Origin of the sequence: Methylobacterium sp. 174MFSha1.1 (genome assembly GCF_900116815.1) — a bacterium.
Classification (GTDB): Bacteria; Pseudomonadota; Alphaproteobacteria; order Rhizobiales; family Beijerinckiaceae; genus Methylobacterium.
On the sequence record NZ_FPCB01000025.1, the window covers coordinates 22,196 to 43,221 of the forward strand.

At 69.8% G+C, this 21,026-nt stretch carries 20 protein-coding genes; all 20 read right to left on the reverse strand.

Translation table 11 applies throughout. The features are described from left to right. Positions 1–22 precede the first annotated feature (22 nt). Positions 23–895, reverse strand: a complete 873-nt coding sequence (locus BM430_RS21360) for a hypothetical protein (RefSeq protein ID WP_093569261.1) — start codon at positions 893–895, stop codon at positions 23–25. A gap of 1 nt (position 896) precedes the next feature. Next, on the reverse strand, positions 897–1,682 hold the full coding sequence (locus BM430_RS21365) for a hypothetical protein (protein ID WP_093569262.1): 786 nt from the start codon (positions 1,680–1,682) through the stop codon (positions 897–899). Positions 1,683–1,692: 10 nt separating this feature from the next. After that, positions 1,693–2,040, reverse strand: a complete 348-nt coding sequence (locus tag BM430_RS21370; protein WP_093569263.1) for a hypothetical protein — start codon at positions 2,038–2,040, stop codon at positions 1,693–1,695. Then, on the reverse strand, positions 2,037–2,360 hold the full coding sequence (locus BM430_RS21375) for a hypothetical protein (protein WP_143132095.1): 324 nt from the start codon (positions 2,358–2,360) through the stop codon (positions 2,037–2,039). Before BM430_RS21375 ends, BM430_RS21370 begins: the two co-directional genes overlap by 4 nt. 32 nt (positions 2,361–2,392) lie before the next feature. Then, a complete protein-coding gene (locus BM430_RS21380) occupies positions 2,393–2,746 on the reverse strand; it encodes a hypothetical protein (RefSeq protein ID WP_093569265.1) in 354 nt (117 codons plus the stop codon). A 57-nt stretch (positions 2,747–2,803) separates the two neighbouring features. After that, positions 2,804–7,276, reverse strand: a complete 4,473-nt coding sequence (locus BM430_RS21385; RefSeq protein ID WP_093569266.1) for a pectate lyase family protein — start codon at positions 7,274–7,276, stop codon at positions 2,804–2,806. 87 nt (positions 7,277–7,363) lie between these two features. Continuing rightward, entirely contained in the window at positions 7,364–10,363 is a 3,000-nt protein-coding gene (locus BM430_RS21390; RefSeq protein WP_093569267.1) for a TipJ family phage tail tip protein, read from the reverse strand. Continuing rightward, on the reverse strand, positions 10,356–10,781 hold the full coding sequence (locus BM430_RS21395; RefSeq protein ID WP_093569268.1) for a hypothetical protein: 426 nt from the start codon (positions 10,779–10,781) through the stop codon (positions 10,356–10,358). Before BM430_RS21395 ends, BM430_RS21390 begins: the two co-directional genes overlap by 8 nt. Beyond that, positions 10,778–11,284 carry a hypothetical protein gene (locus BM430_RS21400; RefSeq protein ID WP_093569269.1) on the reverse strand — a complete coding sequence of 169 codons (507 nt, stop codon included), beginning with the start codon at positions 11,282–11,284 and terminating at the stop codon, positions 10,778–10,780. Before BM430_RS21400 ends, BM430_RS21395 begins: the two co-directional genes overlap by 4 nt. After that, complete coding sequence (locus tag BM430_RS21405) at positions 11,284–11,709, reverse strand: hypothetical protein (RefSeq protein ID WP_093569270.1); 426 nt, start codon at positions 11,707–11,709, stop codon at positions 11,284–11,286. Before BM430_RS21405 ends, BM430_RS21400 begins: the two co-directional genes overlap by 1 nt. Next, a complete protein-coding gene (locus BM430_RS21410; protein ID WP_093569271.1) occupies positions 11,706–15,596 on the reverse strand; it encodes a phage tail length tape measure family protein in 3,891 nt (1,296 codons plus the stop codon). The genes BM430_RS21405 and BM430_RS21410 overlap by 4 nt, the downstream gene beginning before the upstream one ends. After that, the gene (locus BM430_RS34830; RefSeq protein ID WP_177303131.1) at positions 15,586–15,735 is read right to left on the reverse strand and encodes a DUF7697 family protein; all 150 of its coding nucleotides are present in this window, start codon (positions 15,733–15,735) and stop codon (positions 15,586–15,588) included. The genes BM430_RS21410 and BM430_RS34830 overlap by 11 nt, the downstream gene beginning before the upstream one ends. A gap of 101 nt (positions 15,736–15,836) precedes the next feature. Continuing rightward, positions 15,837–16,253, reverse strand: a complete 417-nt coding sequence (locus BM430_RS21415) for a hypothetical protein (RefSeq protein WP_093569272.1) — start codon at positions 16,251–16,253, stop codon at positions 15,837–15,839. 244 nt (positions 16,254–16,497) lie between these two features. Next, positions 16,498–17,439: a phage tail tube protein gene (locus BM430_RS21420; protein ID WP_093569273.1), complete on the reverse strand. Its 942-nt coding sequence runs from the start codon at positions 17,437–17,439 to the stop codon at positions 16,498–16,500. 17 nt (positions 17,440–17,456) lie between these two features. Further along, positions 17,457–17,867, reverse strand: a complete 411-nt coding sequence (locus BM430_RS21425; RefSeq protein ID WP_244539604.1) for a hypothetical protein — start codon at positions 17,865–17,867, stop codon at positions 17,457–17,459. Positions 17,868–17,898: 31 nt separating this feature from the next. Then, entirely contained in the window at positions 17,899–18,477 is a 579-nt protein-coding gene (locus BM430_RS21430) for a hypothetical protein (RefSeq protein WP_093569275.1), read from the reverse strand. Next, complete coding sequence (locus tag BM430_RS21435) at positions 18,474–19,493, reverse strand: hypothetical protein (RefSeq protein WP_093569276.1); 1,020 nt, start codon at positions 19,491–19,493, stop codon at positions 18,474–18,476. Before BM430_RS21435 ends, BM430_RS21430 begins: the two co-directional genes overlap by 4 nt. Further along, positions 19,493–19,990, reverse strand: a complete 498-nt coding sequence (locus BM430_RS21440) for a hypothetical protein (RefSeq protein WP_093569277.1) — start codon at positions 19,988–19,990, stop codon at positions 19,493–19,495. The genes BM430_RS21435 and BM430_RS21440 overlap by 1 nt, the downstream gene beginning before the upstream one ends. Before the next feature lie 26 nt (positions 19,991–20,016). Further along, the gene (locus tag BM430_RS21445; RefSeq protein ID WP_093569278.1) at positions 20,017–20,682 is read right to left on the reverse strand and encodes a DUF6441 family protein; all 666 of its coding nucleotides are present in this window, start codon (positions 20,680–20,682) and stop codon (positions 20,017–20,019) included. Continuing rightward, positions 20,679–21,026: a head-tail joining protein gene (locus BM430_RS21450; protein ID WP_244539605.1), complete on the reverse strand. Its 348-nt coding sequence runs from the start codon at positions 21,024–21,026 to the stop codon at positions 20,679–20,681. The genes BM430_RS21445 and BM430_RS21450 overlap by 4 nt, the downstream gene beginning before the upstream one ends.

A 21,026-nucleotide genomic window follows, 5' to 3' on the forward strand; every position in this document is an offset into this window, starting at 1 on the left:
CGCGGAGGCGCTCGGCATCCCCTCACGCCACCACAGCGGTCTCGTCGGAGAGGCGCCGCCACGCGCCGTTCGAGTAGCAGGCGAGCACGCCCGTCCCAGCGCCGGCCGCTTCAGCGGGCTTGCGGCCGTTTGAGACGAAAGCCGTTCCTCCTGCTGTCCCGGCGGGAAGCGTGCCGACCGTGTACGAAGCGTGGCGAAAGACGCCCTGGGTCTCCATACCGTTCGGGAAGACCATCCGGGCGTCCGAGCGCAGGCAGTAGAAGATCGTCCCGAGAAAATTTCCCGCATCGTCGAACCGACTGAACGTGAGATTAGTGCCGACATTGCCGCCGCTCTCCGCACCGTTGTCGGCATTGATCTCCCATCGCGCGACGCCGTTAGTCGTGAAGAGGATGTTGCGCGACGTGCCGGCCGGCCCGTCGCGGACGATGCTGCCGGTTGTCGCGAGCCCTGCAAATGTTGGGGTGTTGCCCGTTCCGAGCCCGAGCGCCGTCGCGCCTGAGGCCGCCGTGCCGGTCAGCACGGCTCGGCCGGACGTACTGGCGTCGGTGATGTCGGCCGCCGCCGGGCCGGCGAGTGCTTTGCCGGTGGCGCGGGCGTAGTCCCGCACCGTCCAGTTACCGGATCCGTCGGAGGTCGCGACTGCCGTGTCGCCGGCCGCGGTGGTGATATTGGCCGCGCCCGGGAGGATGAGCGACGTGGCGTTGTGGGTCAGGATCAGGGCGCTGCCGAAGCGCACGAAACGCTGCCTGAACCGCCTCGACCCGAACGACGTCACGGTGGTGGTGCCCGTGATCAGCACTCCCCGCGTACTCGTCGCGCCGATGTCGCAGGTCCCCGCGGACGCGACACTCGTCTCGATCAGCGGAGCGTCTATGTCGGCGAGGGCCTGCATGTCAGCCCTCGATCGTCCAGCGGTAGGCGCCCGACGCGGGGGCGGTCGCAAAGCTGAACGTGACGGTGTTGACGTCGGTCGCCACCCAGTCAGTCAAGACGAAAGCGTTGGTGGATGCGTCGCGCAGGCTGACCTGCACGTCCTGCGTCCCGAGGCTGTGCGTCACCGCGATCGTGGTCAACGTGCCGTTCCCGAGGGTGCCCGACACCTTGCGCGTCACCACACTGGTGTCGATCGAGAAGCCGCTCGCGCCGACTGTCAGGCCGCCGCCGGCAGCCGCGACGCCGCTGAAGTTGCTGCCGGACAGCTGCACGCCGTTCGACCCGGTATAGGTTTGGCCGCCGCCGAACTGCGCCCACGTGGTCGCCGTCGTTCCGATGGTCACCGCGGCGTCCGAGATCACCATGAACACTTTGTCGGCGTTCGTGGTGCCCTCGGTGACGGTGACGGCGGTCCCCGGGTTGAGCTCGGCGCCGCTGTCGGCGTCGTTGGTGCGCGTTAGCGCGGTCGAGCCGCCGGTCCAGACGTAGAGACCGTTCTCGGAGCCCGTCGTCTGGTTCTTGAGGAGGATGCGGTCGTTGGCGGCGAGCGTCACGCCGTCGAGCGTGGTGCCGGGCGAGGAGACACTGATGTTGCCGGTCGAGGCCGCTCGGACCGGCTGCTTCCAGTACAGGCCGCGGGCGACGTTATCGACGTATTGCTTGCTTGCTGCGTCGGTGGCGCCAGACGGATCGCCGAGGCTGGTGATCCGCTGGCCGGCAAGATCGAGACCGTTCAGGATCTTCATTGTGGTTTCCTCAGAATAAGATGGCCGAACCCGTGGCCGGTTGCGCAAAAATCACGCTGACGACGGCGCTGCCCGCGATCACATCGGGGAAGATCACCTCGCCAGCGTTGTCGGTGATCTGCACGAGCGGGGGGCGTCCCAGGCTGTGGGGCAGCACCCATGAGGCAGACGGGGCGTCCTGGCGGACGACGAGGGCCCGCGCGATGCCGGGAGGACCAAGCGGGCCGGCCGGCCCCTGCTCGGCAACCGCCGTCGCGGTCGCTACCTGCTCGACGGCGATCGCTGCGACCGGACCGCGGTCGGTCTCGACGGTGGCGACCGCGATGATCTGCTCTGCGACGGCGGCGCGGTCGCTCATGGATCCTCTCCGATCACCGGCCACACGTAATCGGTGGGCGTGCCCTGGCTGTCCGTCAGCGCCAGGCGCAGCTCGTTCACGTTCCCGGCGGAGAGCGCCGAGGACAGGGCGTTTGCGCCCGATACCTCCACCACGCCATCCGGTCCGAGCGGACCGACGCTTAGAGGTTGGTCGACGCCGCGCGCGTGCAGGGTTACGGACGCGGAGCAGCCGGTCAGGTCGAGCGCCGAGCCGTCCGGATTGCTCATCCGGATGCGCCAGGCGATCGGTCGCCCGCGGGTCTGGTATAGTGGAAGGGCGCTACGCGCGATGCGAGCCATCGGGACCTCCTGATTGTCAGGGGCGGTGTCGGTCAGGCCGCGGGCACGTCCGGGACCGGGTCGTCACCCGTCGCCGGCGTCGGCGCTGTGATCTCGGCGAGGCGCCTTAGCGCATCATCGCGCTCGCGCCGCGCCGCCGCCGCGTCAGCCACCGCAGCATCCCGCCCAGCGAGCGCAGCCGCGTTGATGCCGTCCAACACCGCCGAGAGCGAGTGGCCGGCGGCCTCCGCCTGCTCGGGCGTCAGCGGCCCGCTCGATACGAACTGAGGCGCCGCCGCGCCCGGCAGCTGCACCATCTGGCCGATGACGACGTGCCAGGCCGGCGGCTCGGAATCGCCCTCCGGCCGGCCGCGGTACAGGAACTCGTAGAGGTAGGGCTTGTTCATGATGTCCTCACGCGGCGAGCGGGCTGCCATCGGACGGCCGGACTGCCAGGGGTATGGCTACGGCCCGCCCGGCGGAGTGTAGGTGCCAGAGCCAGGGGTCTGCGGGCCTGCCGATTGCAGGGTGAGGGCGACCTGCGGCGACAGGGCAATGTCCTGAGCCACCGTGTCGGCAGCATCTCCCGAGACGCGCGACACGACGAGGCTGAGATCCTGCCCTTCGGTGTAGGGGACCGAAAGAGGGATCGTCAGCACGCGGCGGATGCCCGCGTTGGTGGCCGGTAGGGCCACGGTGAAGTTCTGGAACAGGGGGGAGACCGAGAGGTTTCCGCCGTCCGCCAGGGCGTTGAGCGCCACCCGGAGGCGTAGGTTGCCAGCTGAGGTGTTGGCCGTCGGGACCACGTACAGCCTCAGGCTCGTCAGCGTGCCGTTGCTGCCCTCCTGGTCCGGCGCCAGCATTCCCGCGCCCGCTGCACCGGAGCCCCGCGGCATCAGGATAGCCTCGAAGAGGCTGCCGATGAGCGTCGTGCCGGTGCCGCCGGTAGGCCGCAGCGTCAGGGGCAGACGCTTCACCATCTTGCGCACCGAGGTGCCGTAGGCGGCGCCGGTACCGTAGTCGATCAAGCGCCCGAGGTGGTACTGGCCGCCACCGGCATCGATCCCGCCCGCCTCGGAAATGAGGTGGAGGAAGTGCGTGCCGATGATGGCGGGGTGGATCTTGATACCACCCGCCACGTAGCCGATGCGCGTAGCGTCGGAGCGGAACACGCTCGGGGTATGGTCCAGTAAAAGAGCACCACCGGTGCCGTTGACGTCTAGTGCGATGTGGACGGTACCCACCTGACAATTGTCGGTGTGCAGTATCTTGAGGCCCCAGCCGTTCTTCAGAAGGCCGTCGATCTTTCCCACTCGGTTCTGGGTCGCAGGGACCGTGCCAGCCGCGTTGCCGCGCATGATGACACCGTGCATGTTGGCGCAGAGGTCCGAGACGCCGTAGACGACCTCCAGGTGCTCGACCTCGTTGTTCTGCGAGAAGTTGCTACCCGTCCCGCTGTCCGAGTTGAACTCGACGCCAGCGACCCGGCAAGCCCGCACGGACCCGGAGACCCGGGCCTGCTTGGTGTTGTCGAACACGGCCGCGTAGGCCGCGCCCGTGGCACCGTTGAGCATCATGTTCAACAGGCCGGGCTGCCAGATGCAGTCGCCGACGTTCTTCGGCTTCCACAGCAGCATGGTCCCGTTGGCCGGACCGATCCAGTAGAATCCCGGTTGAATGTCGCTGCCGTTCGTGTTTCCTACGACCTGCGACCGGACCCCTCCGTCGAAGACGTTTGAGGTGTTGCTGACGATCGTGCTCGACAGCAGGTAGAGCGCGCCCGGGGCCCCGACGATACGCGCCCCGCCAAGAGCGTCGCCCGCAACCGCGGCTTTCTGGACAGCCACCGTGTCGTCCGTGGCGCCGTTGCCCACAGCGCCGTAGTCGGCCAAGTAGATCGTATCCTTCGCCCGCTGAGCGAGGCTGCGCGGCACTCCGTTTGGCACGGTGACGACCACGCCGGCCCCGTCGCCGGTCTTGGGGAGCAGGTTGGCCGTCTTGCTATCGACGTAGGCGACGGCCGCCTTGCTATCCACGGCGTCGGCAAGGCCGGGAACGTCCCGGTAGGTGATGCTCGCGAACGCATCCCGAACCGCCTGCTGTGTGTCGCCCGTGAACAGCACGCTCTGGATAATCTCGAAGCAGGCGCCGTGGGGCTCTGTCGAGCGGACGACCAGCAGTGGCAGGCTGGTGCCCTCGACGAGCGCGCCGGGAACCGAGGCCGACACCTGGAACCGGTCGCTGGGCTGGATGCTGGGCGTGCCGTCGAACCGGAGTTGCGCCTGGCCGATCCGTCCGTCGGTCTGAAACCGGATTGGGCGGCCGGGCACCGCATCGCCGATCGCGAACCCAGCGAAGAGCGAGGTCGCGTCCGTCGAGGTCATCAGGCGTGCGTTGCGCCCCGACCAAGCCAGGGGTGAGCCATGCAGAATGGTAGCCGTACCCACGTTGAGACCGCGACCTTCGCGGTCGGGCTGGAAGACCGGCGGGCGGCTGCTGTATGGCTTGGACAGGCTGAACGCCCGGCCGCCCGCGTTTCCGCCCAAAGCGGTCGCTAGGGCGCTGTTGAGCGCCGAGACAATCGCTGCGTTGCTCATCCCGCGGTAATCGCCCGTCAGGGTCAGGGTCACCGGCTGCTGGCCGTCCCAGGCCACGCCGAGGGATAGCGGGGAGCCTGAGCGATTGCCGAGCCGAGCCGCCAGGGTCACGCCCGGATCAACCTCGCCCACCGGCACGTCAACGCCGTGGAAGCTGCGGACGCTGGCCGGAGAGTCAGCGGCGCCCACGCGCACGTCCGGGTAGAGCCCGAACAGGACGGCGGCACCGGGCCCAGAGATGGCAACGGCCGACGCGGCGCCCGCTACCGAGGTCAGAGTCAGGGCCGAGACATCGCATACGCCCACCACGTCGATCGGGGTGCCCCCCTCGACCCGAAGAGCGTACTCGAACCGGTCGGCCTTGTAGGCGTAGAGCGGAGCCCCCGGAAAGAAGCTCGTGTCCAGCCGCACATGACCTGAGAGCGTGGTGTTCCGCAGCAGGACAGGCGAGAAGATCCCTGCCCCGAGGCTGGAAAGAGTGAGACTGCAAGCGTCGTCGACTGTGCCGTGCAGATCGCAATCTTCGATCAGGGTGGCACTTGGATCGCTCCATCCGATGTTATTGTGGATATTGAGAGCGCTGTAGGGCGAGCGGGCGCGCACCCGCCGGAAAATCTGCCGATTGCCCGGGTGCTGGCCGACACCGATGGCCGATGGGCTTGCCCAGCCCGTCGCGCCCTCGTGGATGACGATCACATCCTCGAAGATCTGCACCGCCCGGTTCACGGCGTTGCCGGCCTCGACGTGCAGGCCGTAGCGACAGTTGCGGGCGATGACAGTAAAGTTGGCGAACCGCCCCGACCACAGGATGCGGAAAGGCTGGATCTTCTCCTGCCCGGCCTGATTATCCGGGAACCGGGAGATGATGACGACATCTTCCGGACGGCCGAGGCCGATGATGTCCACGTAGTCCGCGGGCGAGATCGCCGGCGAGGTCTCGACCGTGTCGCCGGGCCCGCACTCGTCGGCATAGATGCCGGGTGCCACGTAGACGACGTTGCGCTCATTCGGGCCGGCGGCGGCGGCAACGGCAGCGACCGCATCACGGATGCGGGTGAACCCGTCAGGCGACGAGCCGTCAGCGGCGACGAATACGGCTCGGCGGTAGCCCGGCACGAGGGCGAGGCGCGCCCGCGCCTGCTCCATGTAGCGGGCGACCTGTCCGTTGATGGTGGTGGTGAGCGGCGTCGAGACGATTTCGAGCGTCGCCTGCTGCAGACGCACGAAGCCGCTCGTCGATCGGGCACCGCTCCCGGTTGCGATCGACAGGAAGAACTCGAAGCGGGTCTCGCCGCCCACCATCGTGTAGGTGAACGTGCCCTCATAGACGCCGGCGCCGAGCTTGGTGAAGCCGAAGCTGGCGGCACCCACATCCGGGCCCGTCGCCATTGAAACGGTCGCACCGGCCCCGGCGACCACCGTGGCGGGTTCGATGTCGTTGCTCGCCCCGAACAGGAACCGACCGCGCACCACCACGCCGGCGGCGAGGCCCTGGGCCGGGATGCCGGCGATCAGGAGCGAACTGGCGCCGGTCTGCCCGGCCGGGATCAGCAGCCCGCGATCGGCGAAGGCCGGTACCGCACCGCCGGCGAGCGCCCGGCGCACCGTGGCGACCGCGATCAGCTCGCCGATGGACGAGGGGAACGGCTGGGTTAGCTTCGCCAGCACGTCGGTGGTGCCGGTCGCATCGGCCGGGAACCAGGCCGTGCCGATCAGGCGCGCGGTCGCGGCGGCCGCGAGCGGCTGCGTGTCCCCGCCGATGAAGAAGATCTGCGCCGGCAGCAGCTCGGTACCGGCGAGGACCGCATCCATTTCCACCATGATGGTGTCAGCCTGGATGACCGTGGCCGAGGTGGTGCCGCCCTGGACGCCGTCTGCCACGTTGAACAGCGTGACGTTGCCGCCGGTGTCCTTGAAGGCGGTCAGAAAGCCCGGGGTCACCCGGTAGATGGAGACGAAGCGGATCAGCCGGCCGGCATTTGCCGCGATATCGGCGGCCGAGAGGTTGAACCGCGCGCGGATCTGCGAGCCGGCCCCTCGGCTGCCGGCCGGCACGCGGATGCCGCCTTGGCCGTCGCTGACCGCACCACCGGCGAACTCTGTGTAGGGATCGTTCCGCAGGACGTTCTTCGGTGACGCCAGCGTGCGCGCGGCGCGCTCGGCCGCCTGGGCGCGCAGAACTTCCGCCGGCAGACCTGCCGGGCCAGCGCCCGCAGCCGCAAGAAGGGCCTGGATGAAGAGATCGATGTCCTGCCGCGAAACCGTGCCATCCGGCGACAGGCCAAAGACCTCCGCGATGGGGTTCGACGGCAGGTTGTTCATCCGGATGCCAGCGGACATGCGATTTTCCAGCACTGGAGAGGGCGCCGGCTACGGCACCCTGTCGGGATGGATCGGGGGAGGAGCGCGGCCCGCGCGGGCCGCAGATCAGGAGACCGTGACGTCCGCCGGGCCGGCGGGGAGCGACGGGGTCGAGGGGCCGTCGAGCGTGTCGAGGGCGGTCGCCCAGACCCGGTATGTCGTGCCGCTCGCCAGCGGATTGCCGTTGCCGAGGGCGGAGAAGAACAGCGGCGGCAGGGTCGTGTTCGGACCACTCACAACCGGGTCGCCGACCTTCGACGCGGCGGCGAACGGTGCGCCGGCCGGGCCGATGTAGATCTGGGTGGCGACCGTCTCCGGTGCCGGTCCGGCGGTGACCTGCACGCGGATCTGTCCGGCGCTCGGCGATGTGGCCGAAAGGTAGTACGGCGCCGGCAGCGGGGCCGGGTCGGTGGCGGCGACCTGATGCGTGAGGGACGCCGTCCAACTGCCCGGCGTGCCGAGCACCGAGATCGCGCGAGCCTGGAGCTCGATGCCGTCACCCTTCTCGTAGCCCGGCAGGACCACCGCGCCGGCGGCGGCCGAGCCGGGGGCCGACATCCACGTGGCCGCGCCGATCTCGCGGTGCCGGACCTCGAACGAGGCGATGGTCAGCGTCTCGAGCGGATCCGCCCGCAGCAGCACGACCACCGGCACCGGGTTGGTCGGGGTCGCGGCATCCGACGCCAGCACGCCCGACACCACGTTGTTGATGATCGGCGCCAGCGGGGTGCCGGTCTGCTCCTGCGCCGGGCCGCCAGCGCGACCACTCCACGGCGGCGGCACCTCGGCGTCGACCAGCGCCTCGATCTCCGGGGCGTGGTCGATCAGGGTCAGGCGGGCCGCGAAGTCCTCCATCGCCTCGAAGCCCTTCACGGTCACCGCGAAGCTCTCGCGCGAGGACGGGCCGAAGAACGCGAGCTCGCCGGACGCGTCGTCCGCGGTCGGGCCCGACGGAATGTCCCCCGCGCCCGTGAGGCGAACCCAGTTCGCCTCTCCCGGAACGGTGGCGACGGTGCGCAACAGGCTGGCGCCGTCAGCGCGCCGGAACCGGATGGCGTAGCTCTGGCCCGCCTCCATCGACACGAACTCGTCGAGGTAGACCATTGTGGTGCCGGCGACCGTCAGGACATTCGTCACCCGGGCCGCCACCATGGTCCGGTCAAGGACGTCGTGGCTGAACTGCGCCCGGTCGCCCCGGCTGACCGTCAGCGCCTCGAAGTCCTGGTTTACCGTGTGAGTGTCGGGCCGGTGGATCAGCTCGTACTGGCGCTTGCGCGCCTCGCGCCACACCATGGCGGGGTTCGTGACCCCGGGCATGTCGAGCTTCTCGGTGACCCGGATGTCGCCACTGTGCCCCGGCCAGGGGACGAGGCGCTCGGCCTTCGCGAACCCGTTGGTCTCATCCAGAAACGAGATCCGGAATGCGTCCGGGAATATGGTGTAGGGGCGCTTGCCCTGGTAGCTCCACGAGTTGCGCGGGCTGATGTGGGCCGAGACCACGGTGAGCGCGCGGTCAATCACCACCTGCCACACCTCGCCGGTGTCGTGCGGGGTGGCCCGGCCAGCGGCCGCGACATCGCCGAGAACGTCGAGGACGGTGGCGTCGTAATCGTGCACCCGGTTGTAGGTCAGCCCTTTGGCGGCGCAGAACCGGTGCCAGTCCTCGAGCGCGCCGACCTCGGCCAGCGTCAGCGGGTAGGCCATGGCAGGGCCGGTGAGCACGTAGCGGAACAGCGAGGCCGGGTTGTTGGTCTCCCGCACGATCCAGGTGCCGCTCGCCTCGTCCCAGTCCGGGCAGAGCGTCGCGACATCACAGTTGAGCGCGTCGAGCATGCCGTTGAGCTGCCCAGTCGCCCGGATCCGGCAGGCGGCGAGCGCCAGGGGCTCGGGGAAGTCGATCGGGTATTCGGGGCGGATCGACCGCAGCACCGACCACACCGTGGCGCCGTGGCGCTGGATCGTCTTGTTCGACTGGTCGACCTCGTCCCAGTCGGTCGTGGAGCGGGTCAGCTCGATGTCGTAGCGCCCGCGCTCCGGGAAGGTGATCGGGATCGTGCGAGTGAGCGCCTTGGCCTTGTTCGACGTGATGCTGATGGCCGGGCCCGGCTGCCAGTTGTTCGTGCCGGACTTGCAGTAACGGACGCCGATGTTGACCGTGAAATTCTGGTACGCGCCGTCCTTGTTGAGCTGATAGATGCCGGTGCTGGTAATGTCGATCTCGCAGCCGGTGCAATCCGAGGCCGTGGTGCGGATCTGCGCCCCGCCGGTCGGCACCGCGCTGGTCTTGAGCGCGACCGACAGCGCCTCTTCGATCACCTGCTGGGCGTAGAGGGTCAGGCGCGCGTCCGAGGCGTAGCCCTGGCGGGTCTCAAGGATGACATCCGTGAACCGCTCGATCGGGGTCTCGCCGATGCGCCAGTTGCGCATGACGAGCGGGCCGTAGCCGACGAGGAACGCGGCCGTGACATAGCGCTCGTCACCCACGGCCTGGGTGTAGGGCGTGGCGGCGTAGGGCGGCGCGAAGCGGACCCGCCCCAAGATCAGCGGCACCGGCGCGTCCGGGGTCAGCTGGTTCTGCAAGCCCTGAATCGCGTAGGTCGGCTTCTCCTTCGTGTCGCTGCGCGGCGGCACGAGCGCGTTGATGAGCAGCGTGCCCGCGAGCAGCGTGGTGCCGGTGATGCCCGCCGACAGCAGCGAGGCGAGCGAACCCGACGCTGCGCCCGGCAGGCCGAGGAGCGAGCCGGCAAGCAGCGGGCCGTAGAACTGCCCGAGCGCGATCGCGCCGACGGTGACGGCGATCGTCAGCACGTTGCGCATCGCGTCGCCGGCCGGCACCGGCTGGATCAGCAGGTGCGTACCGGGCCGCGGGCGGGTGCCGGCCCACATCGGCAGCGGCACGGCCCGCCCGTCGATCGTGACGCGCAGGCGCTTCCGCAGGCTGTCCGCCAAGCCCGAATAGGCGAACTCGACGATCTCCGCGATGGTGCAGCCCGGGGGCAGGACCATGCTGCGGCGCCGGGATGCGTCGAACAGGCTGTCGAGCGCGAGGACCGAGACGTCAGCCACCGGTGCGATCCATCATCTCGGCGTGGCGGTAGAGGCCGGAGAGGCGGGAAGCCCACCGGCTGCGCCGGATCGGGACCACGGTGCTGTCTTGGCCGGCTTCGACGTGCAGCATCAGACCGGGCGCGCAGATCAGGCCCATGTGGGCGTCGAGCGAGCCGATGCGGAATACGACCACATCGAAGTCGCGGGCGGCGGCCGGATCGACGGCGGACCACGGCCAGTCCGTCGTCTCCCCGGCGATCGCAGCCGCGACTTGCGCCCGCTCGTCCGGGCAGGCCCGGAGATGGGCATAGGCCGGAAGGGTCACGCCGAGCACGGTGCGATAGACGAGGCGTGCCAAGTCCCAGCAGACGCGGTCGTCGCTCGTACCGATCTCCTCGGCGGACAGCCCCACGTAGGAGGCGGACCAGTGCGTCACCGGAACACCCCCGGGAAACAGGCCTTCGTGACCCGCCTCGACGGGCACGGTTCGTTGGCGAAGGTCTCGCGGCCCACGTCGAGGCTGATCGCGCTGGCGTCCCAGGTGCCCAGCGTGCCCTTGAGGTTGAGGTAGCGGGCCTCGATGACGTCCGGCGTCTCGGCCATTACGATCGTGAGATCGACGCTCGCCGGCGACAGGACGGCGCGCAGCGGCTTCGCCATGTCCGGCGTCACGTTCTCGAACACCAGGGTGCTCTTCGGCGCCGAGCCGCGCTGATCGTCAGGCCAGACGGCGCCCATCTGCACGAACAGGTAGGTGTGCCCCTGGTGGCGGGTGCCGTAGACGAGCGGTTCGTCGGTGATCCGCTCGGTGTTGTCGCTCGACAGGTAGACCGGCTCGGGAAGCTCGATATGCCGGATCGTCGCCAGCATCACCGGGATCTGGTCCGTTTGCTGCGCGTGAGCCGCCTTCCGGGCGTTGAGGGAGATCAGCCGGGGCATCAGGGCATGATCACCAGCTGAAACGCGGCCGTGTAGGCCATGCCCCGCTGGAGCGGGGTGAAGTTCGGCACGGCGTCGCCCGCCATGACCAGCCACCAGGCTGAGTTGGCGAGCAGTCGCCCCTGCTCGTCGAACAGCGGCACGCCCTGCTCGTTCAGCAGGACCAGACCGTCGTGCGTCTGGTCCGGGAGCCAGAACGGCAAGCTGCCGCCGGCGATCTCCTCTTTCCAGAACCGTTCGATCCGCGCCTTGCCGTCGGGCGAGACGCGGAAGGACGCCGCGACGGGGCGCGGGGCGGAGGAATACCGGCGGCGCACCTTCATCGGCCCGGTTTCCATCCGCGTGCGGAGGCGGCCGTCGCCCAGGCTCTCGTTGTAGCCAGCGGCAAGGACGCGCTGGGGAAGCTCGGCAGGCCAGACGATCACCGCTCCCACCTCCGACCGCTCTGCGCCAGCGCCTCGCGGCCCTGCGGCGTGCCCGCGCCGGCGGCGAAGGCATCGCCGGTCACCATCTCGATGCGGCGGCGCCCCTGCTCGTCGGTGCCCCAGCGCGGAGGCGCCTTCTGCTCCTGGGGCGTGCCAGTGTTGATGAAGGCGATGTTCGGGATCGTATCGTTGGCCGGCCCCATCATTGCCCGGCTCGGCATGGTGAAGGCGCCGCGGCCGACGATGCCGCCATCGGCGAAGCCGCGCATGCCACCGCCGCGCCGGAGCGCCTCGACGGCCGCCACGCCGCCATGCCGCGCAACATCGTCCTGCGAATAGACCACCTCGCCGCGGTGGACGAAGCCGGCGACGTCGTACCGGCCGCCTGGGCCGGTGTAGCCGCCGACATCGAACTTCCCGGTGCCGAAGAAGGAGGCGATCGTATTGATAAAGCCGCCGCCGCCCGTCCCGCCCTTGGTGAAGGAGTCAAAGAAGGCCGAAATGGTGCGGTCGGAGGCAGTCTGCAGGAGTTTGTCAGCGAACCGTCCAGTCATGTTCGTAAGCGTGCCCATCCAAGTCACGCCCTGACGGAGATCACCGAGCATTCCTGAGAAGACACCGCTGGCCGTACTTTTCAGCTCCTTCATGTTGTCGTTGAGCCGCAAGCCGTCGGCCTCCGCCGAATCCATCCCGAGGCCGGTACCGCGCAGGCGTGAGGCAATCGCCTGCTCCGACGCGGTGCGCCCGAGCTGCGCGCGGTCGAACAGGATGTCCTTGCCGATGCGGCTGGTCTCCAGGTTCGCCGAGGCCTTTGCGTAGGCGTCCGCCACGTCGAGCATCGCCTGGCGCTCATTCCGGGCGGTGTCCGTCAGCTTGTCGCTCTTGGCCGCCATCAGCTCCTGGGCGGTCGTGAACTGCCGGCCAATCTCGGTGCCGCGCGAGATCGCGTCCGAGAGAAGCTCCTGCACCTTGGCGCGGCGGGCCTCCGCCTCGGTCGTCTGGTCGGTCGCGGTGACCTGAGAGCGGAGGATAAAGGCGTCCCGCTCGGTGTTGCGGACACCGGGCGCGTTCTGGTTGATGGTCCGGTCGGCCCAGTTGAGCACCTGCCCGACGCTGCGGCCCTCGAGCACCTTGCGGTTGGCCGCGATCGCATCGGCCGACGCCACCGAGGAGATGGGGGCGTCAGGATCGGCCCGAAGCGCCCTGACCGCTGTGGGCGATCCGAGGAACCACGCGAGGTACTGGTTCCGGTTGTTGGTGGGCAGGTCCGCGCGCTCGAGCGCCCGGCGGTTTTCGGCCGCGAGCGCCTGGATGAGGGCGATGCTGTCCTCCCGGTCGGTCCGGCGGGACAGCATCTGCCCGGGCGTCATGCCGGCGGCGCGATCCGGGAAAACCTGCGGGAAGAGCCGCAACCACGTCTTGTCGATGAACTGGCCCAGGCCGGTCGCTGACGAGTTGGGGTTGCGGGCGTTCGGATTGCCGCGGCTCTCGACGTTGATCATCGCCGAGATGAAATCGCTCGACGCCGAGGTGCGCTTGGCTGCCTCCTCGGCGTTCTTCTTCATCGTGTCGGTCTCGATCCTGGCCGTCGCGATCAGCGTCTCGCGCTCGGTGATCGACCGCAGTCGCGCCTCCCGCTCCGCCTGCAGCGAGGCGAGTTCGGGAACGTCCAGGCCCGGGGCTCGGGCGCGCTCGGCATACTCGCGATTGACCTCGTCCCGGGTCGGGAGCTTGTCGAGGCTCTTGGTCCGCAGTTCCGCCTCGAGGCGCTGGTTGCGCTCCGCGATGGCCTTGTCGACCGGGTTCAGCCCGACATTCGCGTTGGCGTTCTGCGCCGCCCGGGAGGCATCGGCCGCGGCGACGGAGCCGAACCGCTCCATGTCCTCGCGCATGTTCCGGGTGAGGTTCTGCAGGCGCTCGAACTGGGAGATCGTCTGTCCCAGCTGACCGCCGTCGAGCCCGAAGCGCACCGGCTCGGAGAGGGAGCGCCGCAGCCGCTCCGCCTGCCCCTGGAGCTTTTCGAGTTGCGCGCCCTCGGGGTCGAGCGACCGGACGATGTCGCCGATCTCGCGAGACCGCTGGGCGGTCTGGGACCTGTTCGACTGCTCCGTCTGTCCGCTCTGGATCCCGCGCAGCCGCGCGATCTGCGCCCGCAGGTCGTTGGCCGGCGCATCCACCCGGTAGTCGAACAGGCCGAAGAGCCGACCACGCATGCTCTCGGTCTGTGCGAGCTGCGCCTCGAGATCCTTGATCCGCTCGTCCAGGTTGCCGCCGGTGACCACCTTGTCGAGCTTCTCGCCGACCATGTCCCAGACGTTGCCGAACACGCGGCCGAACGCCGAGGTCTTGTCGCCGAAGGTGCCGGTCAGCTCCGAGGCCTTGGTCAGGGCCGCGGCATAGGCGTCGAATCCGACGCGCTGGGCCGCCAGCCGGTCGCCCTGCTCGGCCAGCCGCCGGACCGTCTCCCGGGTGCGATCGTCGAGGAAGCCCAGCTTCTCGTTCAGGGAATCGAGACCGCGGACCAGGTCCGGGTTGCCGAAGGCCTTGGCGAGGTCGGTGTTGGCGTCGGCCGCGTCCTGGTTGGTGCTGGCCGCGTAGTCCCGCACGGTGCGGGCGAGGCTGGCATACATCTCGACGCCGACGCGCCCCGTGCTGGCATACTCGGCCGAGAACTGCCGCGCCTGCCGGACCGAGACCTCGCCCGACGCCGCGGCGGCCTGGGCTGCCGCATTGATCAGCGTCGCGTTCGCACCCGACGCGCGGCCGGCGCCGGCCAGGGCGCGCTCCGTCTCCCGCATCGAGTTCTGGTAGGAGAGCACGGCGGCCGTGCCGGCGACCGCCGCGGTGGTCACCGCGCCAAGGGCGCCGCCCACGAAGCCGATGCGGGAGACGAACCCCGTCACCGCCTCGCTCGCCTGCCCGAGCGCGCCCTTGATGCTGGCCGAGCCGGGGCCGGCGAACACGGGCGCGATCTGGCCACCCTGCTGCAGCAGGATGGTGAGCGGGGACATGCCGCTCGCCGCCGAGGCGACGATGTCGGTGCCCTGGTAGAACAGGCCTTGCGCCTGGTAGCTGGTGAGCCGGCCGTCTCCCTTGGCGCGCAGGTCGGTCACCTGCCGGGCGAAGGCATCCTTGGTGCTCTGCACCGCCTTGGCGCCCTCGGCCTGGGTCAGCGCCCCAGTGCGCACCGCCTGCCGGATCTCGGCAAGCTGCCCCAGGTACTCGCGCTGCGCGGCGAACAGCGGGCTGTACTTGGCGCGCAGCCGGTCGAGCTCGTCGCCGTAGGCCGCGACGTCCGCGCCCCGGTTCGGCACGATCATCTGGCCGTTGACGGCTGCCTGTGCGCTGGCCTTCTGGGCGAGGCCGGCACGCTCCAGGCGCTGGGTGCTGTCCTCGAACGAGCGCACCGCAGCGAGGCGCGCCGCCGCGGCCTTGCTGGCCGAGAGGGCGCCGATCTCCTCCGCCCGGGCGATGTCCGCCAGCGCGGCCGAGTAGCGGGCGCCGGCCGCCGCCATCGGATCGAAGCGGCTCTGCAGCGTCGCCACCTCGCGCGACAGCACCTCGGCACGGCGCGCCGCTTCCTCGGCCGCACGCGCCTGCAGCTCGAACACGGTGGCCGAGTCACGCGCGGCCCCGCTCGAACCCTGGCCTACGCCGAGCACGGCGTTGATGTTCGCCTGCGCCCGGGCCTGCGTCTCCGCCTCGCGAGCGGCCGCCGCCAGCCGCTGGAACTTGGCGGTCTGCCGGTCGACGGCGGCGCCTGCCGCATCACTCGCGGCGGCGATCTTCTGGAACGCGGCCTGGCCGTCCTGACCGGTCTCGGTGAGGACGCGCTTGACCTCGGCCCCACCCTCGATGCCGAGGCGGATGGCGACGCTAGTCGGCATTCTCGCTCTGCTCCTGGTAGGCCTTCACGATGACGGGCTCGACGTGCGGCAGGACGTCGGCGAGGAGCGCGGAACTCGCGCCCATGGCGTCGGCCAGCGCCAGCACGGCGCCGAAGTCGAAGCCGTAGGGGACACCCATACCGGCCCGGACCTGACCGCCGCAGCGACGGATGACGGCCCAGGCGGTCAGGCCATCATCCGTTGCGGGCGCGTGCTCGCGGTAGGGGCAGGCCTCGCATTCTACGCCGCAGGCGTCGCAATATTCGGCGCCGCCGCCGAAGTGCCACCGGACGAGCTCGACGATGCGTTTTTTTCCGCGTCCCTCGCGAGGGCTGGCGCGACGTAGAGGTTGTCGATCGCGTCGTAGGCCGGCCAGTTCTCCATCAGGAGATCGACGGCCTCGCGAGTGACCGGGATCGGCTGCCCGTCGGCGTCGCCGATGCCCTCCCACTCCATGATGCCGCGGCGGGCGAGCTCGCGCACGAGGGCGATATTGGCGCGGGCGCCGATGTCGTCCTGATCCTCGTCTCGGAACACGTGACCGACCACCTCGCGGGCGACCAGCATCGAGGCGACGGTGATCGGTCGGAAACGGATCCGGACGCCCGGAAGGACGCCGAGCCAGAACGGCTCGCCGGGCTGAGAAAGCTTGAGCATTATTCCTCGCGGGGAAAGAAACGACTGTGCGCTGACGCGCGCTCATCTTGCCGGTGAGCGATCTCGCAACAACCCGCAGGCCTGCGGGGGAACTTCGCTCAGCAGGGCGAGCAAAGCTAACGCACGGCAGGTGCGGACACCTTCCGTGCTCTCCATCCCCGCGATCGCGGAGGCATGCCGTTGTACCGAGGGCCGCGCCTGGAGGGCAAGGGAATTGCCGCCCCCGGCGTGGCCCGTACCGCGGTCAGTACGTCGCGACGTTGTTGATGAGTGTGGCGGTGACGGTCTTGCCGAGCGTCATGTCCTTGGCCGCCTGCCACGCGAAGGTGGCCTGCACCCCGTTCGGGCCGGTCACCGGCGTCTTCGCCCGCGGCAGGTAGACGGCATGTGCCTTGAAGACGAGCGACCGGGTGGCATCGGTGACCCACCCGAAGGTGAGCTCCACCGGCGCGCCCGACGTCGCTTGGTCGAGGAGCGTGGTGTCCCGGAACCGGACGGCGATGCTGCCGGACATGCCGACCATGCCGGGATCCGCGTCCTCGATACGGCCGTCGCCGCGGATGACCTCCACCTTGTCGAGGTTGTTCGTGTAGGTGAAGTCGGCCGAGACGACGGAGCCGAGCGGCTGACCGCCTCGGGTGATGGCACCCTGGAACGGGCTGAACCGCTCGACGCTGGCCTCGGCGAGGGTGCCGGCGGCGGACGCCACCAGCTTGTTCTCCCCCTGCGCGATCAGGCCGAGCGTCGCGGTGAGCAGGCCGGAGCGCTGCATCTGCACCCGCATGGTGTTGCCGCGGACGCCGTAATTCTGGCCGTAGCTCGGCACCTCGGGCAATCCGACCTCAACCGTGCACGAGGGCAGGCTGATCGCACCGGACGTGAAGACGTGCGTCCGGGTGCCGCTCGCATCCGTGCTCACGGGCGCGCCCATGAACAGCTTGAGCCAGTTGCCGAAGTTGCGCAGGTCGATCGGCACGACCACGTCACCATCGTTATTGATGACATCGCGGGTCGGGGGCAGCGGCTCGCGGCCGTAGCCGAGAAGATCGTCCGCGATCAGGCCCTGCTCTTCGCCAAGGTTCGACGATACGAACGGGAGCTTGCGGAAACCGGTCGTTGCCGGAGTGCCGTAGGTGGTCTCGAAGGCAGCCGCCAGGATGGCGTTCGCTCCGCGCGCGCGAGCCATGGTTCTCTCCTCAGGGTTCAGTTCAGGGGGTCGGTGGTGCCGTAGACGGCGACGATCTCGACGAGCGCCAGGCGCGAGACGGCCGCGCCCTCCGCCGTCAGCGGCTCGGTGGTGGCGGCCTGCACCATCAGGTAGTCGCAGAGGCCGCCGAGGGTCCGGTCCGCCGCCACGGCCGCGCCGATGGCCTGCAGCATGGCGTCCAGGCGCAGTTCGGCGCTGACAGTCCGGCTCTTGAGCGCCGCGACGTCGACCGGGATGGCGTGCTCGTAGATCCAGGTGGTGGGATTCAGCGTGACCTCGGGCTCGCCCGGGTCGCCGTCATCCATGTTGACGAAGCCGTTCGCCGGGATGGCCTCGGGCTTCACCTCGTTGCGGAAGTGGGAGGCCTTCGGCAGGGCGGCCTTCAGCAGGGCCGAAACGCCCTGCAAGACCTGTTCTCGCTTGCTCGGCATGGACGTCCTACTGCGTGGGGTCCGCAGCCCAGACGTTCACGCGCACGCCGGACGCCGAGCCGCCGAAGATGTCGAAGCCGACGAGGGCCGTGAGGACGGTCAGGGCGGCCGGGAGGGTACGGGCCCGCTGCGCGCGGATCGCCACCGCCGTGTGGGTGTCCATCGTGCCGTCCGTCGTCATGGTCCGGCCGGTGATCTGCACGACGACCGGCGTGCCGGTATCCTCGACCATGTAGGCGATCGGCGGCAGGCGCCCGGTAGGCACGGCGATCGGCCGGGCGAACGTCCAGGTGGCCGTCCCGTCGGCGAGCGTGGTCAGCACCGTGCGCTGCACCCGGGCCGCGTGGGTATGGTCGGCGCGGGCGTAGAGCGTCGAGGTGCCCGGCGTGCCGTCCAGGGCCGTCGCGGGCGGGGTCGCGGTGCCCGGCGCCGGCATGGCGCTGATCGCCGACTGCACCGCCTGGGTGGTGGCATAACCGGACATGTCCGGGAGCGCCGGCGGCACATCCAGGCCGGCCCGAGCCGCGACGGCGCCAAGCGCCGCGGCGACGCCGGCGATCAGGATGACGCGCGGGTGCAGGATCATGACGCATACCCCGTGAGGCGGCGGATGGCGGAGCGGTTGAGGTTGGCGGCGGGGATCGTCCAGGGCGTGCCGGTCGGGATGCCCGTGAACACCTGCGTGCCGCCGTCGTCGTAGGTGATGACTACGCGGCCGACGCCGGCCACCGGAAGCGTCACCACGTCAGCCTGGCGGGTTACGGCGCCAGAGGTGGTGCGGATGGGGGAGAGGGCGCGAGCGGCTTGCGATAGGTGGGGCCAGCCGACACGCAACGTGATGTCCACAGCGCCCGCGTTGTGGCCGACCACCATCATGGGCCGGACGTAGTTCGTCGCCGCGTCGGCGAGGGTCAGGCTGTACGCCTGCCTGTTGAGGCCGATCGAAGAAGCCCCCAGGCTCGCCCGGAAATCCCCGCCCGTGAAGCTCCCGGTGTTCGTGTTCTGGCGCAAACGGAGGGCGTTCACGTTGGTGAGCGTACCGGCCGACTGACGGATGAAGGCACTCTCCGTCCACAGCTGGTTCTGAGCTGCGATGCCCGTTGTGGCGTTCACCTCGAAGAAGACGAAGGCCTCGGAGGCGGACGAGGCGGACCCGGACAGGCGCAGATCGATGTAGTCGATGCCGCTTTCCACGCCGAGGCCAGCGACCGACCACACCAGACCAGACCCGTTGACGCCCGACGTCCAGAAGGACGGAAACGTACCGGGCGAACCAGCGGCCGCGCCCTGCATCGAGTTGTTGCGGACGATGCTGGTGTCTGTCGGCTCGACGGTGGCGCCTGCGTTCGTCCGGCGCAGGGTGTCGGCAGCGAACGAGGTGTAGGCGCCGGCGCTGTCCGCCGCGTAGCCGGGCGAGGCGCGGGTGATCGTCGGCGGCCCGGCGGAGTAGGTGCCGGTGGTGAAATCGGCGTCGTAGACGACGTTGCCGAAAAACTGGAACCCGGGCCTGAACCCGGGGCCCCTGCCCGGGAGCATCTGCGCGTGCGCCTGGACGCTCGCCAGCACGAGCGCACACAGCACCAAGAAGACGCGCCGCGGCATCAGCGCAGGTACTCCGTCACGCGGCAGGTCTGGGCCGTGCCGGTGTAGGCGGTGATCGCGGTCTGAGTGGCGATCGGCGGCGTGTAGAGCGGGTAGGAACCCGACGGGATCACTCGCGGCGCGGCGGTCGCGCTGGTCAGCGTGCCGCCCTTCATGTCGATGCCGACCACGGCGGTGCCGTCACACTGGATCTCGGCCGCGATGCGGTCGCCGGGCGTGCCGCGGGCCGCGACGAGGGTGGTCGACGTGTTCGCCGTCAGCGCGACGCTGGTGTCGACGATCTTTCCCGAGGCGGCCGTAGGCGGCTGCAGCGCACCGGAGGTGGTCTTGGTGCCGGGCGACGGATCGACGAGCTTGCCGGTGGCATCATACACGGCCGTCGGCTGCAGACCGGTGCCCACCGGCATTCCGGGCGCATTCGTCGGCGGCGCTTCGGCGAGCGCGCCAGTTGCGCAGAACAGGGCAGCGGCCAGCAGGCCGGCCAGATGGCGGATCATGGGCTCACCTTAAGATGGGCGGGCGCTCAGGCCTGCCAGTTGGCCGCGATGGCGGCGGGCACGCGCTCGGCCCAGGCCCGCGCCGTAGTGTCGATGTCGAGCCGCTTGCGGAGCTTCGCCTGGCGCACCAGGACGAAGATCACGACGAACCGGCGCCCCTTCTCGGGGCCGGCCTCGCGGATCGGGCGGAAGCTCTTGCGCCCCTGGTAGCGGGCGGCCTGGCGCCGGTAAAAGGCATCGGCGACCAGCACGCCGCCGCTGCGAGTCGGGATGAAGCGCAGCTTCACGCCGGTCTCCCGCTCCCACGACGAGGGCGACAGGGTGTTGTCGGTCGATCCCTTCGTTCGGCGCTTGGACAGATGCCGGACACCCGCATCGGGCGTCGGAATCGCGAGGTACTGGCCGCCCTTGGCCTTGATCGTCACGCCGCGGTCGAAGGCGTCGATCAGCTTCGGGGCATTCGACGAGACGTAGGCCGCCGCGTCCGCGCTCTCGCCGGCCTTGGGGAAGGTCTGGCCGCGCCAGGTGTTGGCGAGGCGCGGCCCCAGACCGGCTTCGCGCACCTCGGCGCGCAGGTCATCCTTCAGCCCGTCGGTGACCTCGCGCATGCCGGCGGTGACCGAGCGCGCGATCTGCACCTCGGTGCCGGTGAGCGCGCTGCGGATGTCAGGTGCCCGGGCGGTGAGCCTCACGGCTCCTCGTCCTCCGGATCGTCCTCGGCGATCGCCGCCACCTCGCAGGTGCGCACCAGGCGGTGGCTGTCGATCGTGGCGAGCCCGATGACCTCGAACAGGCCGCCGGGCTCGCCGTCCTCCGCCTCCACCTCGAAGGTGTCGCCCTTGGCTGGGTTGGGCACCTCGGACAGGCGGACATCGATCAGCATGGCGTCGAGGTCGAAGCGGTTGTCGCCCACCCCGATGACCGCCTCCGGCGAGCGCCGGCGGATGCGGACGGGCAGGCCATCGCCGGCACCGTTCGCCCGCCACACGGCGTCGCGGCTGAGGTTCGGGTCATCGAAGAGGGCGTCCACCGCCAT